The sequence below is a fragment of the Acinetobacter sp. UBA6720 genome (assembly GCF_002454215.1).
Classification (GTDB): Bacteria; Pseudomonadota; Gammaproteobacteria; order Pseudomonadales; family Moraxellaceae; genus Acinetobacter.
Genome location: NZ_DKIK01000012.1, coordinates 57,318 through 73,841, shown reverse-complemented (window position 1 = coordinate 73,841; position 16,524 = coordinate 57,318). Strand labels below are relative to the sequence as shown.

General features: G+C 36.9%; 14 protein-coding genes. 6 read left to right on the top strand and 8 right to left on the bottom strand.

Going from position 1 to position 16,524, the window contains the following annotated elements; all coding sequences use genetic code 11:
• The 5 genes from B4F08_RS01580 to B4F08_RS01560 form a co-directional block, all read left to right on the top strand.
• Positions 1-360, top strand: a 360-nt coding sequence (locus B4F08_RS01580; protein ID WP_291372704.1) for a TnsA endonuclease C-terminal domain-containing protein, incomplete at its 5' end; no start/stop codon positions are given.
• On the top strand, positions 357-2,246 hold the full coding sequence (locus tag B4F08_RS01575) for a Mu transposase C-terminal domain-containing protein (RefSeq protein WP_291372702.1): 1,890 nt from the start codon (positions 357-359) through the stop codon (positions 2,244-2,246). The genes B4F08_RS01580 and B4F08_RS01575, both read left to right, overlap by 4 nt.
• Positions 2,243-3,094, top strand: coding sequence for a TniB family NTP-binding protein (locus B4F08_RS01570; RefSeq protein WP_291372701.1), 852 nt, complete (start codon positions 2,243-2,245; stop codon positions 3,092-3,094). Before B4F08_RS01575 ends, B4F08_RS01570 begins: the two co-directional genes overlap by 4 nt.
• 19 nt (positions 3,095-3,113) lie before the next feature.
• Positions 3,114-4,205 carry a TniQ family protein gene (locus B4F08_RS01565; protein WP_291372699.1) on the top strand — a complete coding sequence of 364 codons (1,092 nt, stop codon included), beginning with the start codon at positions 3,114-3,116 and terminating at the stop codon, positions 4,203-4,205.
• Positions 4,206-4,223: 18 nt separating this feature from the next.
• Entirely contained in the window at positions 4,224-5,645 is a 1,422-nt protein-coding gene (locus B4F08_RS01560; RefSeq protein WP_291372697.1) for a hypothetical protein, read from the top strand.
• A gap of 44 nt (positions 5,646-5,689) precedes the next feature.
• Here B4F08_RS01560 and B4F08_RS01555 read toward each other — a convergent pair whose 3' ends face one another.
• From B4F08_RS01555 to B4F08_RS01525, 8 genes are all read right to left on the bottom strand, one after another.
• Positions 5,690-6,655 (bottom strand): hypothetical protein, encoded by a 966-nt coding sequence (locus tag B4F08_RS01555; protein ID WP_291372695.1) that lies wholly within the window; start codon positions 6,653-6,655, stop codon positions 5,690-5,692.
• Between the two features lie 170 nt (positions 6,656-6,825).
• Positions 6,826-8,637 (bottom strand): hypothetical protein, encoded by a 1,812-nt coding sequence (locus tag B4F08_RS01550; RefSeq protein ID WP_291372693.1) that lies wholly within the window; start codon positions 8,635-8,637, stop codon positions 6,826-6,828.
• Positions 8,638-8,681: 44 nt separating this feature from the next.
• On the bottom strand, positions 8,682-10,076 hold the full coding sequence (locus tag B4F08_RS01545; protein WP_291372691.1) for a dsDNA nuclease domain-containing protein: 1,395 nt from the start codon (positions 10,074-10,076) through the stop codon (positions 8,682-8,684).
• A 2-nt stretch (positions 10,077-10,078) separates the two neighbouring features.
• Positions 10,079-10,540 carry a Mov34/MPN/PAD-1 family protein gene (locus B4F08_RS01540; protein WP_291372689.1) on the bottom strand — a complete coding sequence of 154 codons (462 nt, stop codon included), beginning with the start codon at positions 10,538-10,540 and terminating at the stop codon, positions 10,079-10,081.
• A 5-nt stretch (positions 10,541-10,545) separates the two neighbouring features.
• Positions 10,546-12,258 (bottom strand): ThiF family adenylyltransferase, encoded by a 1,713-nt coding sequence (locus tag B4F08_RS01535; RefSeq protein ID WP_291372687.1) that lies wholly within the window; start codon positions 12,256-12,258, stop codon positions 10,546-10,548.
• A complete protein-coding gene (locus B4F08_RS01530; RefSeq protein WP_291372685.1) occupies positions 12,258-13,271 on the bottom strand; it encodes an SMODS domain-containing nucleotidyltransferase in 1,014 nt (337 codons plus the stop codon). The genes B4F08_RS01535 and B4F08_RS01530 overlap by 1 nt, the downstream gene beginning before the upstream one ends.
• Positions 13,272-13,384: 113 nt before the next feature.
• On the bottom strand, positions 13,385-13,564 hold the full coding sequence (locus B4F08_RS17205) for a hypothetical protein (RefSeq protein WP_001141891.1): 180 nt from the start codon (positions 13,562-13,564) through the stop codon (positions 13,385-13,387).
• A gap of 206 nt (positions 13,565-13,770) precedes the next feature.
• The gene (locus tag B4F08_RS01525) at positions 13,771-14,853 is read right to left on the bottom strand and encodes a helix-turn-helix domain-containing protein (protein ID WP_291372683.1); all 1,083 of its coding nucleotides are present in this window, start codon (positions 14,851-14,853) and stop codon (positions 13,771-13,773) included.
• 434 nt (positions 14,854-15,287) lie between these two features.
• Here B4F08_RS01525 and B4F08_RS01520 point away from each other — a divergent pair, with 434 nt between their 5' ends.
• Positions 15,288-16,349, top strand: coding sequence for a hypothetical protein (locus B4F08_RS01520; RefSeq protein WP_291372681.1), 1,062 nt, complete (start codon positions 15,288-15,290; stop codon positions 16,347-16,349).
• The last annotated feature ends 175 nt before the right edge of the window (positions 16,350-16,524 follow it).

Here is a 16,524-nt window from a genome sequence, read left to right as displayed (position 1 = left end):
CATCTATGGAAAGCTAGATATCGTGCTGCCATGAGGGTATGTAAAGAAGAGGGGGGGAAATTTCATATTGCACATGAGGGTCGTATTCGGGACCAGTTATGGTCGAGTGCCATGTTTTTACAAAAGTACCGAAAGATGGAATTTCCCCCTGCTGATTCAAAGCACTTACTGGATTATGTGAGAGATCGAGGAGCTGTAACTTTTGAGACTCTATTAGCCAGACATTTTCTTGGCAAATGGGACAGAGCAAATGGAATTAGTCAAATCTGGTATTTAGTTGCTCATGGTTATCTGGTTTGCGATTTAAGTGCACCTTTACAGCCATCTACTGAGCTCTGGGTAAGTGGGAATTTGTCATGAATGATAGACGTGTGAATATCAAAATAGCTGCTGGGGAGCCTGTTCAGATAAAAGGGATTCCTCATACGATTATTGAAGTCATTGACCTGAAATCAGTTTTTGTTAAAAACAATAATACAGGTAGGAAAAATATTGCGGCTATCAGTGAATTAAGGCCGTCAATAGCTGTGGAACAGCATGAAGATCTAGAGCTCATCGCTGATAAAGACTGGATTGAGGCTGAAAGACGTTTCAACATCATTCGTCCTTTCATCGAGGGAGGTGTGAGTGGTCGTAAGGAAGTAGAGTTGCGGGCTCAGGAACATGATGTAAATCCAGCCACCATATATAGATGGTTAAAAATTTATAAGGTATATGGAACTATTGATGGATTGCGACCAAGAAAAGAGGGATTGCCCCAAGGCAAAAAGATAATTAATAAGCATGCTGAAGCAATCATTGAAAAAGCCATTAAGGATTTATACCTGACCAATCAAAGAATCAGTATTCAAAAAGTTGTACTTGAAGTGAAACGCTTATGTCATGAATACCATATCCTAGATGTGCCTCATGCCAATACAGTAAGAAACCGTATTGGTGCAATTAGCCAGAGGGATTCTCTTCGTAAGAGGGGACATAAGGAAAAAGCCGATAACAAATTTACACCTGCCGCAGGGAAATTCCCTCATGCTGATTATCCACTTGCTGTCGTACAGATTGACCATACACCAGTTGATCTTATTCTTGTTGATGATTTTAACAGGCGTCCTATTGGACGACCTTTTCTTACATTGGCAATCGATGTCTATTCGAGGGTAGTTGTAGGTTATTACTTATCATTGGATGCTCCTTCTGTTATGTCGATTGCAATGAGTGTTTCTCAAGCAGTACTGCCTAAAGAGAAATGGCTAGCTTCGCGCAAGATACAAGCTGAATGGCCTGTCTGGGGAATTATGAACACTATTCATGTCGATAATGGACCTGAGTTTCACTCAGAAACTTTCAGAAATGCTTGTATGGCCCATGACATTCGTCTGGAATACAGACCAGTTAAAAAACCACGTTTTGGTGGTCACATTGAACGTTTGATGGGAACATTTGCAACCGATATTCATGCAGTTCCAGGAACAACTTTTTCAAATATTTTTGAAAGAAAAGGCTACAACTCAGATAAAGAAGCAGTTTTCACATTCTCCGAATTTGAGGACTGGTTGATTGATTTTATCTGTAATGTTTACCATAAAAGAAAGCACTCCGCTTTAGGTACCTCTCCACTTCATGCTTTTGAGGTGGGTATTTTTGGTGATAAAAACACGTTAGGTTCTGGAGCTGCCAGATTGCCTGCAAATGATCATAATTTCTTTCTTGATTTTCTACCAAGTTTTGAAAGGACGATTCAAACAACAGGTGTAACAATTGATAGTCTTACTTACTATGCTGATATGCTAAGATGTTGGATTAATGCTGTAGATCATTATAATCAAAAGGAAAAACGTAAATTTATCTTTAGGCGTGACCCAAGAAATATTAGTGAGATATGGTTCTTTGATCCCGAAATCAAAAATTATTTTAAGGTTCCGTTAGCTGATCAAAGTATTCCACCATTTAGTATTTGGGAACACAAAAAGATTCAGGAACTAAAAAAGGAAACTGGCGAATATCTAAAAGATCATGAACTTGGACAGGCTCTAGCTAAACTTCGGGAACGTGTTCAGGAAGCAAGCATTAAAACTCGACGGGCTCGTAGATCACATCAGCGCAGTACCCAACACCAACATAGTGTTAACCTTGCGTCAATTCAGGGCAAAAAACCTCAACAAGAGAGTACGATTTTGGAGCAACAGCTTGAAAGCGTATATGGTTTATTGCCTCTCGATGAACTGGAAAATGATGAGGATATTTCATGAGTGACTATTCACATGTTTTTCAAGAGTTTCGCCCTATTGTGGAACAGTCTAATCAGGACAGGCTGTACTTCCTAGAAGAGGACCGATGGATTGGGTATCCAGCAGCTAATGACTTACTAGACCAATTGAAAGGATTCCTGACACTTCCGAAGCGGAGCCGTATGCCCAACTTACTGGTATTGAGTAAGCCAAATAATGGTAAGACCTCAATTATTAATCAGTTTTTTAAGCTGTATGGGGAGGGTTATGTCAATGCAGAAAATAATGCAGTAAAACCTGTAATTGTTGTGCAAGCACCTGTTTCACCTGATGAAAAAGCTTTGTATATGGCTATTCTTGATAAGTTCTGGGTTCCTTTTCGAGAAAGAGACCCTGTTGCGAAGCTACGTTACCAAGTGGTCCATTGCCTTAAACTTTACGAGGTAAAACTCCTCATGATCGACGAAATGAATTCTTTATTATGTGGCAGCCCGATTAAGCAAAGAACAGTAATGAATGCAATTAAGTATTTGTGTAATGAAACACAAATACCCATTGTTGGGTTTGGTACAGAAGAAGCGATTAGTGTCCTGCGTACTGATCCACAGCATGTCAGCCGTTTTCGTGTGGTTAATTTGCCCTTATGGAAACTAGATAAGGACTTTCAGGCTATGGTAAATAAGTTTGAAAAAGTTCTCCCACTCAAACAGGCTTCAAAACTGGCTGAGCCAGCAACAGTAAAATATCTACATGATATTACCGATGGAAATTTAGGTAATCTGCGAATGATTTTACGGGAAGCTGCAAAGAAAGCTGTTGTTTCTGGTCAGGAGTTTATCGACCGTAGCTTGCTAGAAAGTGTGAAATAAGCCATGTGGAGGACTAGGTATGATAGGTACAACAGAAGTCCATTCATGGTTTATCCCCACGACTTTACAGAAAGATGAGGCATTGTCTTCATGGTTGATACGTGCTGCACTTGATAGTGGTTGTGACCCATTAAGTCTAACTGGGATACTCTGGCCCAAATGGCGAATTTGGTCTGTAGATGTAGATCGGGGTTTAAGCTCAGAGCATTTACGGGCCTTGGTCAATACAACAAAAATTGATGAAAGCCAATTTGATTCTGCCACGCTTCGCAATTTCTTAATTAAATATAACTTGGATAATAGAACCCTTGATTCATGGTATCTGGTATTAGGCACAAGAAACCGCAAGCATCGAGGTGGCTGGCAATATTGTCCTAAGTGTTTATCTGAGGATAATGTTGCCTATTTCCGTTTGCTTTGGCGCTTTGCCTGGCATACAGGCTGTATTAAACATAATCAGCGTTTACATGATCAATGTCCGCATTGCCATAATGCTATTCAACCTAGACGACTTGAAGCCCCTGATCAGGTTATGACTTGCTGTTCAATATGTAAAAAAAGCTTATTGAAGGTTAATGAACATTTTATAGATTGTCATGCCTTGGCATTTCAAAAAATCTTTGATCAATTCTTAGAACAAGGCTGTGCAACCTATCAAGATAAGTTGATTTCACTACATGATTGGTTAATGGTGATTAAGTTAATTTCACAATTTATTAGAAAAGTTCTAGCTGGTTCATTAAATGGAAAAGGATGGGCTTTTCTTGAACAACTCAAAATTCAGGTACCCCATTCTGAGCTTATCTCGAATGGATTGGTTGTTAGCCAACTTCCAGTTATCGAGAGAGAACGGCTATTTTCCTGTATTTATCAATTACTCATTATTCCTCTAGAAAAATTTATTGAAACAGCACAATTTTTAAACATGAATAGGTCTTCATTTTGGGATAAGAGAAACCAGTTGCCAGCCATATTAAGACCTATTGAAGAACAGTTAGGCTCGGTTTATCGGAATTACCCTCCAAAGAGAATATTGGTTGATATCCTCAAACCTAAAAGTAAGGAGGCTGTAATACGAAAGTTTTTGAGATTAAAAAGAAAATTAGGGTGACGCTTGGAGGTAAACGCCATGCCTCAGTGTGATGAATGTGGTGATGTGGTTGAAAAAATACACCGACGCTATAAACAGCGTAACTATTGCCATAAATGCTATGTACGAGTTTTTAAAAAACGGGATTGCCCATCATGTGGTAAAAGCTCAAGATTGCACAAAACTGATCAATTGGCTGTTTGCCAAAAATGTGAAACTAATCGCCCCTGTATTCGATGTCAACGTATCGATTACCCCATAGGCAAAATAACGGAACAAGGGCCTGTTTGTAATAGCTGTTCAGTTTATTTTAGAGAGTTTCAAGCTTGTGAGCGATGTGGTGTGGCATCACAACGTTTGTCTCGTATCAGCCGTTTTGAGGATAATTTAAGAGTTTGCCCGAAGTGTGCAACCCGTGATTACCAGACATGCCAAAGTTGTAGAAGATATAGGTTGGTTGAACAGGATGTTTTGTCAGGAAAGATGCTGTGTAAAAAATGTTTAAGCTGTCCACCATTTCAATGTCTAACCTGTCAGCAACAGATTCCTGCTGGATATGGGAAATACTGTGAATCATGTTCGTGGCGAAGAATATTGGGCAATAGGATTAAGGAACTGGTTCAAACGCTAGTGACTCCTAGTCTTAAAGGTTACTTTAAAGATTATATGAATTGGCTTGATCATGAGATCGGACCGCATAAGGCTGCATTGCTAATTGTTAAACACATTCAGTTTTTTGAAAAAACAAATGATCTTTGGAGGGATAAGATCCCAGATTATGAGCTTTTATTACACAGATTAAGAGCAAGCGATCTACGCAAATATGAGCTACCAGTGCGTTGGTTGGTTGCAGTGCATCATCTACAAATAGATACACAATCTAAATGTCATTGTTCTGAATATGACCAATTGAGAAAACTGGCAAACTCATGCACCAATTCACCACTTTCGAACCAGATTCTTCAGAATTATTATCAGTTTTTAACAAATAAAATGGATTTAGGGAAGACCAGTATACGTTCTGCCCGTTTAGCTATGAAACCAGCTTCTGCTTTAATGCTGCTAGTTAGTCAATCCCGTTTAGATTTACCAACAATGTGGCATGTAAAATATTACTTATTTAAGTTCCCAGGACAAGCTTCAGCTATTGTTGGTTTTCTTAATTTTTTAAATAAGAATTATGATACAAACCTTAATACGTTATGGGGCCTTGATAATAAAATGATGGAAAAAAGTAACATGAAGAAATTGGAGAAACAAATGTTAGCCATCATGAAAGCACCAAAGGAAAATTTTAATGAACTAGAGTGGATACAGCTAGGATTGATGTATTTTCATAATTTAGATAGGTCTATTTGTATTCAGATAAATAGTTTAGATTTTATAAGAGTAAATGATGGCTTTAACATAAAATTATGTAATGAGGAGTTTTGGGTACCAATAGCTCCAGACAGATATTGAAAATATATAATTTTGAAGGATTCCATAAGGAATCCTTCTTATATTTATAACCTGTGGTGGATAAAATTATTCAATAAGTCAAGGAACTCTATATCATTATTAATGTTTGGTGTGGTTGCTATTTCATCAACAACAATGCTTTTTAACATCGTGGCTACATAAGATGGTGGTGAATTTGATTCAGAAAAAGGGTTTGGCATTTTAGTTGTAGAATGAACGAAATATGAAATAACAGGGCTTGTTTTTGGACTATTATTAAATAATTCTGAAATTTCATCATTAGCAGTAGATTTCAATTGTTCTATTTTATTATGAAGTTCTGCTGTAATAATTTTAGCAGGCACTTGAATATTATCGTATATGTTATTATGAATTAAATCATGAGGTAAGATATTCATTGTATTAATTACTATATAGCCATAATCACATTCTGCTCTTTCAATTTGTTTAGCGGCTGATTGGATATTGCTTAATATAGTTTGTTCAGATGAACCTCTTAGTGTTTTGCACGCTATTGCTATGCGCTTCCCTTTGTATGTTAGAAGGATATCAGGATTCAATCCATTTGAAGATTTAACAGGGTCATCTAAATCTACATCATTACCAAATGCGATGGCAAACATAGCAATAATAGTTTCAATAAGCTTGTTGCTGCTATCATCTTGTTTACCCGTTACAGGGCTTATCATAGGTACAACTGCATTAATTCTGGTAGCTGATTCTTTTAATAAGTTTAAATGAGGAATAATTTTGTAAAATTCTTGGCAATCCTTGACTGACCAAATCATTTTATATAATTCATGCATACCGCCTAATGCTGATCTTCCTTCTACATCTGATACATTATTAGGCTCTTTTATATTTACATTTGTTACAAATTCTTGAGCAATCAAATAATCATTCTCTAAATGTGATCGGAATTTGGCAAATACTTCATGTGTGTTTAAGAAATCAATTAGTTGGTTGATGTTGGTTAAAATTTCATCATATTGGGTATATTCGTTACGCATTTTTTCTCAACGTATTAATTTAAAAAAATTATGTCAATAGATAATACTATAAAAGGGGGTGCTGATTATTTATTTTTATCTAATATCTCTTGCCTAAATGGTTTTTAAACTATTGATTAATATGTTAAAATTTTTTATATTTACAATTACAAAAGGTTTAATAGTTAATTTTACTTAAAATTAATATTAGTTATATTTATTTTTCTTAGAGCATTCAATAAAGTGGATTCTCCCTCTGATAAACCAGCAGATTTTGAATGTCTAAAAACAAATAATTGTGTAACCATATTGGAGCTCAAGAGAGATTTTGTATAAGATCCTTCAGATAAAGGCAAGCTCTCCATGAGATCAGAAATATACTGTTCAAAGTGTTCTAGGGTCCTTGACCTAAATACTACTCCGGCATGCCCACGTTCCTTGAAGATGCTTTCTCCTTCTATACTTGAAACATAAGTCGCTGGTTGTATGTCGAAAATATAAACTGGTGGGCAACCTACAAGAGATAATCGAATGACCAATGCTCCACGGAGTGCTGTCTTGGATGAATTAGCGTAACACCAGTTTATATGTGCTTGCTCTTCTGAATCTGTAATAAAGGCCATGAGAGTTGGTTTATCGTTGAAATCAAACTCTCCCTCAAAAGTGTAATAGTGTACTGCATTGACAATACTGGGATTTAATCTGCGTGCTTTTAAGCAAGCATTCCAAAGGCCCATAATTCTTCCATGATCTGGAGCTTCAAACTCCGTTGCCTTATCTTCATCAGTAGTCGGCTTGATTTGGGAATTAAGAACGTCTTTAGAGCTATCTGGTTGCCCTGTACCAATCGTATTTGTTTCCTTTGTGTTTTTCTTTCTTTGTGGTTGGGTGATGGTTTTTTCATGTTTTGTTTTACTTTTCTCTCCTACTGGTCCTGTTCCTAACCAGGTAAATTCATGACCTAAAATAACCGATTGTGATAATGGTTTGCGCCCCCCTTGATCTTCAGATACGTTAATCTGACCAGGACCTAGTTGCAATTGAGGAGGATTGGGTGAGTTAACATCTACAGGTTTCTTAACGCGGTGAATTACTTTTGGAACGCGTCTGATTAGTGTTTGATCAGGTAATTCTATTCCGAGGATTGTCAAGGCTAAAAAGGCATGGGTATCAGGAAGACAGAAACCTGAAACCCTAATTTTTCTCGTTTCCTCATGCCACGGCATTACTTTAGGATATATATGGTTTCTTTGAGTAAAATCATCATGTTTTGCAATACTGCTAAATAAGATCCTTACGGCATTCTGGGTATATTCGCTGTATTTATAGTAGGCAATAAATACATGATCATCTGTTGTGAGGCTATCACCTATAAGGATCGTCCAGGTATTTTCTTCTTCTGGATGAGGGGTGTAGAGCCGTTCATGTCTTTCGGCCTCATCATATGTTGTCAGAATTCTGGGAAGTTCTGTAGAGAGCCCATATCCTCTCACCAGAAACTCAAAACAAGGTACGAGTAGTTCCTTATATTCCTGATCCTTTAAGGAGAAAGAAATGCAATTCTCACGTTGGCTTGGATTAATATAAAATTTATTCTTGTCTGAGAAGAAATGATCTATTCTCCCTGTCTTTTCATCTCGCTTATATGCTTGAACATAGGTATGTTTAAAATCTGTATGGTCAATATCAAACTCCCGTATTTCCTGGGGAAGATAGTCAACCAATCGTTCATGATGCCAAACTGTGCCAATAGGCCAAGACACCAAATCTGTTATATTGGCATCAATAAAAATAAAATTATCAGTGGGTGTGTAATCTTGCAGAAGTTCCCTAAAAGCAACATGAACTTTAGGTTGGGTATTTCTACGGTCAGCTTTTGCTAACGCCCCATACCACCATACCATTAAGAACTTTTCAGCATTGGATTCAAGAACTTTGAATGCGGGTGATTTTTTGTTATCTGAAGAGTTATCAGTATTTTCTTCATTAGAATGATTGTTCATGATCAACCTCTCTATTGGTAATATTATCGACTAGTCAATTCTTCTTATACGTTCAGTTCGGCTGTAGGGATATATTGCCCATCTACCCAATCGTAAAGCTGGATATCACAAACACCGTTCAAGCGATGTCCCAAGACCATTGCAAAAACTGAGGGTGCTTTAATAAAGAGGTGTAATTTAGATAACTTATTTTCGGATTTAAATGAAACTAAAGCAGATTTTGCCTCTCTCACAGCCAGATTTAGAGTTTCCATATTATTAATGGTATGAGAACTTTCTAAATTCAGTTTAGGTAAGTTTTTTACTTCATTAATTGTAGTGTCAATGTCTTTACCTATAGCTGTAGGAAATCCGATAGTGACTATGGCTTCAGTTTCACCCTGTAGTTCAACAGAATCAATTTTAGTAAAAAAATGTCCCTCTTTCTGTTTATGGTCATCAGTGCGATAAGCGAGGCCATTATGCTCTATTTCAAGTAGGAAATTACGTGTGGCGCTAAATATATAGCCAAGCATACATGCAGTGGACATTCTTTGTTTGCCATCTATATGGAGGGTTCTACGGTCACCACTGCTATGAATGAAATCCCCAATCGATACTGCTTTTTTGATTAGGTTGTTCCAGTCGCTGGAGGTTTTTTGGGCACGATCAGGACTATTGAAATCACGAATATCTAAGTTTAAGTCTTGGTACTGACTAGATGACGCTGAAAGATTAATTTTAATAGGATCTGATAGCCATTGGCTTCTATCTTCTTCAAGAGCATGGCAAATAAAATTTTCAAAGTCTTTGCGATGTATTGGGCCAAAAGAAGAACGAGAAATCAGGTTTTTAAACTGATCTCTTAACTGTTTGGCTTTACGTGTAGTGAGTTCGATATTAGATAATTTCTCTTCTATTTCGCCTATAAATACAGAGTCGCTATCTTCAGCATTGAAAGACAGGAAATCAACATGATCAAGTGCAAACTCAGCAAGTGAGGTTTCGAATCCCTTATCGCTACACCACTGAATAATATCCTTACGACTTTTTTGTAAAATCACAGAGTCTGCACTGTATGAAGAGCCAACACCTCTAATTCTCTCAATCTGGGCAAGAAATGGGTGAATTGTAGAGGTATAGAGTGGGCATACTAAACCAAAGCGAGTATATTCACTTGATGGAATATCAAAGGCCTCCTTGAAGCGCTTAATTTCTTTCCAGAAATCTGTGGAAGACAGCGAATGATTTTTGGCTTCATACATGACGCGCTGTAAATCTTCTTCTGAAGAGAAATAGCAAACCTCAACATCACCGATTGATTCACTCACAATGTGACTAAAAGCACTTTCAGATAGCCATAGTGGCATGTTTTTTAATACAAAAGCATCCTGATATTCAAACCCTACTCGTGCAATTGCACCACCAGTTGATTGTTTTTCTAACAGACTTGCACTCATTATTATCTCTCTAAATCTAGGGTGGATGGGTAACAGGAACCATCTGGTAGGTAGGTGTGGGCACTACCCTCAAGATGATTGTTTTTTAAATGGAAAATCAGCAAGACTACAAAATTTGCACCAACTTTTGGATCGGACACCAATTCCCTCATGGTGTGATGGTCTTTACTGCTGGGTTGTATACTAAAGAGAGGATGGCTGTGCCATTCACCTAAATAGTTAAATTTTTGATAATTATTGTTTGTTGATTTATGAAAAAGGTGGATTGCTTTAATAGCATCCGTAATTCCACGTACAAAGGATGCTATCGTTCCACTCTTTTGAACAGTTAATGAGCTAACTCTAAAATGGTTTGTACCTATATGCTCACCCATTAAAACACCGCCACATTCGTGGGTTCCAGACTTTAACAGGGCTTTTATCAGTAAAATTTGTATGTCAGTAGGAATGGATATTTTCAGCATCAGTATTAACCTTTCATCGGTTCAGGCTCTTCAATAGAATTGCCATTTTCCCTTTCAGATATCTGTTTATCCGTAGGAGATTCTGTTACTAAAGCACCTGAACAGTCGATAGGATGAGTATCAAAAGGACATTGAAATATCCAATATTTACGGAACCCTATTAAATATGCTGAATATGGATAAGAGGATTGCTCATCAATTGTACATAAAGTATCTAATGTGAACTGCGTCATAGACGCTGCAAGAGCTGTTACATCTGCATCTGATGCAATATATGTTTGGTTTTGTGTTTGAAGGCCGTAATTATTAACTTTGCCTTCTGGAATTGGTTCCAACGTTTGTAAGACACCATAAATATGATTGCGAAGTTCTAAGGGAGAGGCGTCTAACGTTGGACGACTACGGGCCATCATTGCTCCACCACCGCCACCAAAGATTTCACCCCATACCATTGGAATATGTTTTCTTTTAGCAATTGCAGCTAATGTTAAGAACGTATGTGAATTTGCTGTCGCATCAATAATTAGATTACATGTGGCAATGGCATTAGCGATATTGGAATTTAAATGAGGATTTTCTTGTCCACCAATTCGCATTTCATATGTTTCAACTTGCATGTCTAATGCAGTTCGTTTTAATGCTCTTTCAACAGCATGGGTTTTAGCAAAGCCAACATCTAACCAGTTGAGTTCATTGCGGACAAGATTGTGGGGGGCCAGAATATCATCATCAATAAGTAGAAAGTTTTTACAGCCTGACCGTGCCAGTGAAATTGCAATTTTACTTCCTAACGATCCAAGACCTACTATTGCTATCCTTGTATCATTGAGATGGTTAAATTTTGTTGGCAATCTTTGATTCTGATCATCATGTAGATTAATAGCAGGAGAACTTACGAAAAGTGATGCTGTATTATTAATCAAGAATAGTTCCAAGTTACCCTTTAAGTCATATAACAATATAGGCTGTATGGAACTTGTGAATTCCTCCTGAGCAGGCCATAAATTGCCTAAAAAGGATTCTAATGAAACTCGGTCATTTACGGATTCCTTTAATTGAGGAACAGAATCAATTCGTATTGCCCATCCCGACAATTCAAATCTTTCATTAGAAAATGATGGTACGATGTCAGATAGAGGTTTGTTCTGAATATTTGTTGGAACAATAACGGTTTTGTCTCGAAAGCTTGAGATGGCAACCTTAAAGTCCATTTTTTCAGAGTCACTACCCAAGAGTATGTGACGTAACATAGGTGTTTCAATGAACCTTTCTGAAACACCTCTTAATTTTTGACCTATTGTTTCAGAATGTCTAGAGGGTACAGGTTCTACATTCATCTCCAATACAGTCATTGCATCTATTAATAAAAGAAGCTGGGCACTTCTAACTAGATCCACTCCACTGATATTAGTATTCCAATTATCTGGGCCATATTCTAGACACAGCACTCCTGAACCACCATATTGGTGCAAAATACTCCATCTTTCACCAGATTTTTGTGGGCGTATATATGCTGGTAGCTCTGGGAAAAGCTCTGGATATACTAAAACACCATTAAAATCTATAGTTCCTATCTTAAGAGAGAAATTCAAATGCAGTTCATTAGTGTCTGTTGAGTTCCACTCCTGAATCTTAAAACTGTTTTTCTCATTTTCAAGATCAGTCAATAACTGCTGTTCTTGAGCTAGGCGTTCTAATGGTGTTTTTAGTAGTTCCATTATGCAAAGCCTCCTGGTTTATTTGGATAAACAGGGGTTGATGGAAATGTTAATCCCGCACCTAGAGCAGAACGGATTAAAGAGCTGGCCATATCAGCAGAGTTTGCACTTTTGTGTGATGCTGAACGTGGAAAACGATTACCCAGAACCTGCCGCCATAGGGCTAATGCTTTATCATCATCTGTTTCATTTAAGGCGTTTCGTGCAATAGCAGCTTGTTCTTCTACCTTTTCATAAAAAGTTTTGAACTCATCTGCAGTGACCGCAGAAAAAACATTATTGCCTGCAACACCAGGATCTTCTAAATGTGGAATTATGCCTAGTGACACATAAGCCCTATAAGAATCCCTGATCGTTTCTAAAAGATAAACAAACAACTTTTCATAGTTGGATTCGTAGTAATTCATATGCTTGGCAACTAGGCATTCTAAAATGAAGCCTTTTGGTCGTTTTAAATCAGACAAGTTCTCACGACGCCACCATTTAAATAGCTTCACAAGAGGCTTAAATCGACCATTTGCATTTTTATTCACCTCAACAGTCCACTCGGTATGGGCTGGGGGGTTGGTAACTAGCCATTCTTCAAGATGAATGTCTGGAATCAGATAGCCGCCATATCCGTCTGAAATGATAGGGACAACATCCATATCAACTTTTTTCAACTTAACATTTACTGAACGACGGTTAACTGTAAGATCGGTATATCCAATATCCTTTAATGCTGTATGTACTGCATCAAGGGCAATTTGAGGATCATCGTTAATTGTGTGATTTGTAAGGGCAATAATATCTACATCTGGCCTTTGTGTGATGCCGCCTATGGTAGTCGGACGTACTGCCGTATTTCTTTTATAAGAACCTGATAAGAACGTATTCACATGTACTTTGCTGAATTCATTATGCACTTTTAAAGCATCACGAAGCGTATTATGTGCGCTTGAACAATCATTAACCGTTGTTGTAGATGGTTCAATATCGGAAAGTAGGTCAAGAAACTGCTGTTGAGTTGTCATAATTCTCTCTGAGCCCATGTACTAAAATGGGCATAAAATTAAGTGCGAACAGAAAAATTAAGTAACCTACTACTGTGAACTTTGTTGCATAGCAGTAGGTTATTTAACCTTGTTTACGATATTGAGTTTGAGTTATCAGGATCATCCGATTTTTTATTACGGATAGTATCCTTTTCTTCTTTCAATGGCCGAGTTCTGGGAAATTTAAAATATCCAGTTGGATGGACAATAATTTTTCCAGATTTATGGCGATAAGATTTACAAAACACGAAGTCTTGATTTTCGGTAGGCATTGTTAGCCCTCCTATTTTGGTGGCTCGTTTTTCAGGGCGCATACCAAAATAAGCGGGTAAATCTTGAGATTTACGGGCCTAAATGTTAGAATGGGGTTCTGACAGCCAGATCTAACATGAGGTATGCGTAGGGGCTTAGAGCCGTATGCCTTTCCTGTGTGAAAATCTATCAAGCCGACTCTATCCAATAGAGTCGGCTTTTTAATTTATGAAACCATCTCAATTGTCTCCATTGAATCTAGGTCAAAATAATAAAGTTTTTTAAAGTCATCTTCATATAAGTCAAATAATTGAGATAACTCACTAATGACAGATGTTGATGTTTTTTTTGCATCTATTGCGTAGTCAAAGAGCATTGAAGCTACTCTATATGTCGCTTCTCGATCCAATTCATTTGGTTCAACTTTACGATAACCACGCATAGCCATTTGCCGCCATAAATTAGCACTTTGACTTGAAGTTATAGTTCCTAACTCTGACGCCCTATAGATTAAGGCTGCCATTGAGGTTTTCCATTCCTTTTTAAGTCTTAGATAATGAGCTAAATTGGTTGAACCTAATTGATCAATAATTTTTTCTTCCGGCATTAAGAATTCGGCAGCAAAGTCATTTGCTTCTTTTTCCATGAACTCAGATGGCTCTTCATGGAGGACCAAATGCCCAAGCTCATGTGCTAATGTGAACCGTATTCTGTCATTTGGCTGGTTTGCATTTAGAAATATGCATGGAGACACACCATGCATTTTTAAGGATACGCCATCAACATTGTTATCTTTAAAGTCGCATAAAAAGACTAAAACCCCTGCATCTTCCACAGTGGCAGTTAGGTTTTCAAGAGGTTCATTTCCTAACGCCCACAATGATCTAAGCTTTTTAGCCGCTTCTTGAGGAGTGTTTACATCTAGGCCAATTTTAAAAGTTGGTAAGGAATTTTTTCTTTTTGGCACATTTGTGAACAATTCTAATGTTTGTACATGGCCCATTTTTAACATCATTTCAGCATTCATACGGCTCAATGCTTTAGCTGTAGTAGAGCTTTTTTTTCTGTATGCATGCAAACTAATTGGCAGTGCATTTAGCTTTTCAATATGTTCGAAAAATCGTATAGGGAAATGTAGGGCATTAGATAGATTATGGATAACTTCATCGGAGGGTTTTAAGTCCCCGCTTTCAATTTTAGATAATGAAGCCTGGGTAATAGACTGTCCCATTTCAGCAATTAGTTCAGTTTGACTAAGACCACGAAAGTTTCGTGCAATACTAAGCATATCAGGATTGAAATGAGTCATATTCACCTCCAAGATCATTGACTTACAGATCAAGTTAAATGGATGATAACTGAACGGAAAACGGGATGCAAATTTTTCCTCAAATTATTCCTAAATTATTTATTTTTATCTTATATTGCTTTATGTAGTGGTTGTTTAATATTATTGGCACAACATATAGTGTTTTTGATTTTACATTTTATTTGAAGAATTTTAAATTCACTATAGAGTCTTATATCAAAATTTGAGCATTAGAATATTTTGGTAAAGATAGAAAATGACCAATGTTCTTATGAGGGCAAGTTTGATTTTTGACTATTTAGAGTAGGTATATTTATTAAATCTTCTTCGGCTATTTTGGGAGATTTTAAAGTAATTTATTCTTGTTAAAATCAGGTTTAAGGGCGATCTGGAGCTTTTGGATAAGTCAATTTTGATTGTTTGGGAGGGAGATAATGATTAAAGACGCGAAATGTAAGATTCTAGATATTCTGTTGGAAAAGTGGAAGAAAATTTTACTTATGCGTTATCCGGGATGTGAAGAATTAATTGAATTAGCCCTCACAAATCTTGAAGCATTAACAGAACGCTTTTATGGTTATGAACTTAATGATACCCAATTCGACACTGCTATTTTATTAGAACAACAATATCATCAAAGATTGGGTGAATTAATTGTGGCTGACCGTCTTTTAAGAGATGGATTTGAATTGAGCAGTAAAGATTTTGGACCTGATTTCAAAGCAACAAAAAACGGACAAACGGTTTGGTTTGAAGTTGTTACGCCGAATCCAAATGATGAAATGGTTCAAATTTTAGAAGATGTGCAAGGACGGTTATTCCCAAAACATGAAACTCGTTTTCGAGAGAGTTCTTTAGCGTTGTTGAAAATGACAGGGGTTATAGAAACTAAGGCTAATATTATAAAAGGTTATATTGAGGACAAAATAATTCCTGAAGATGAGCCAGTTATAATTGTTGTAAATGACTCATTGTTTTATCCACTAGATGTTTATATGGTTGGGCTAACTGAAGAGGTACAAAAAGGGTCAAGTGGCTTACCACTTGTTATAGAAGCTTTATTAGGGTTAGACAGGCCATATTGGCAGCCTCCTGAATCCCCAACGGAGCCTTATCAACTTAGATGGAATACAAGAACTAATGTATTTAAAGATAATGGCAGCTCTGTATCAACAGTTAAATTTCAATCAGACGAATATAAACATATATCTGGTGTGTTTGTAATGACTGCACGAGAAGATTACGGAATTAGCCTTTCTGTGTATGGTGATGAAAAAAATGTAGGTTTATTAGTTAAGAACTTAAATAGTAATAATATTCTGCCAGAGGAGCTACTTAAGACACGCACTTATGATAGTAACGAATTAATTAAGTTAGTAGATCCAAGTATGCGTAAGCCAATAACTAGTTTGGTTACCCATACTTTACATGGGCAGTATTTCTTTATGGTACAGCATTTGAATCAACTTCCTCAAGAACATGCAATAGAGGATTAGCAGTAGAAAATAAATTTAATTAAAAATTCAAAAGATATGGCTAAAGCTTTTTAAAACTTAAGGCTATATTTGACTATGTAAAGTTGTACATGAGAGACGCATTCAACACAATTATGGTCAAATGCTAGGTTTTTGCATAAATAATGATTTATAAGTTGAGTGAAAACCTAGATAG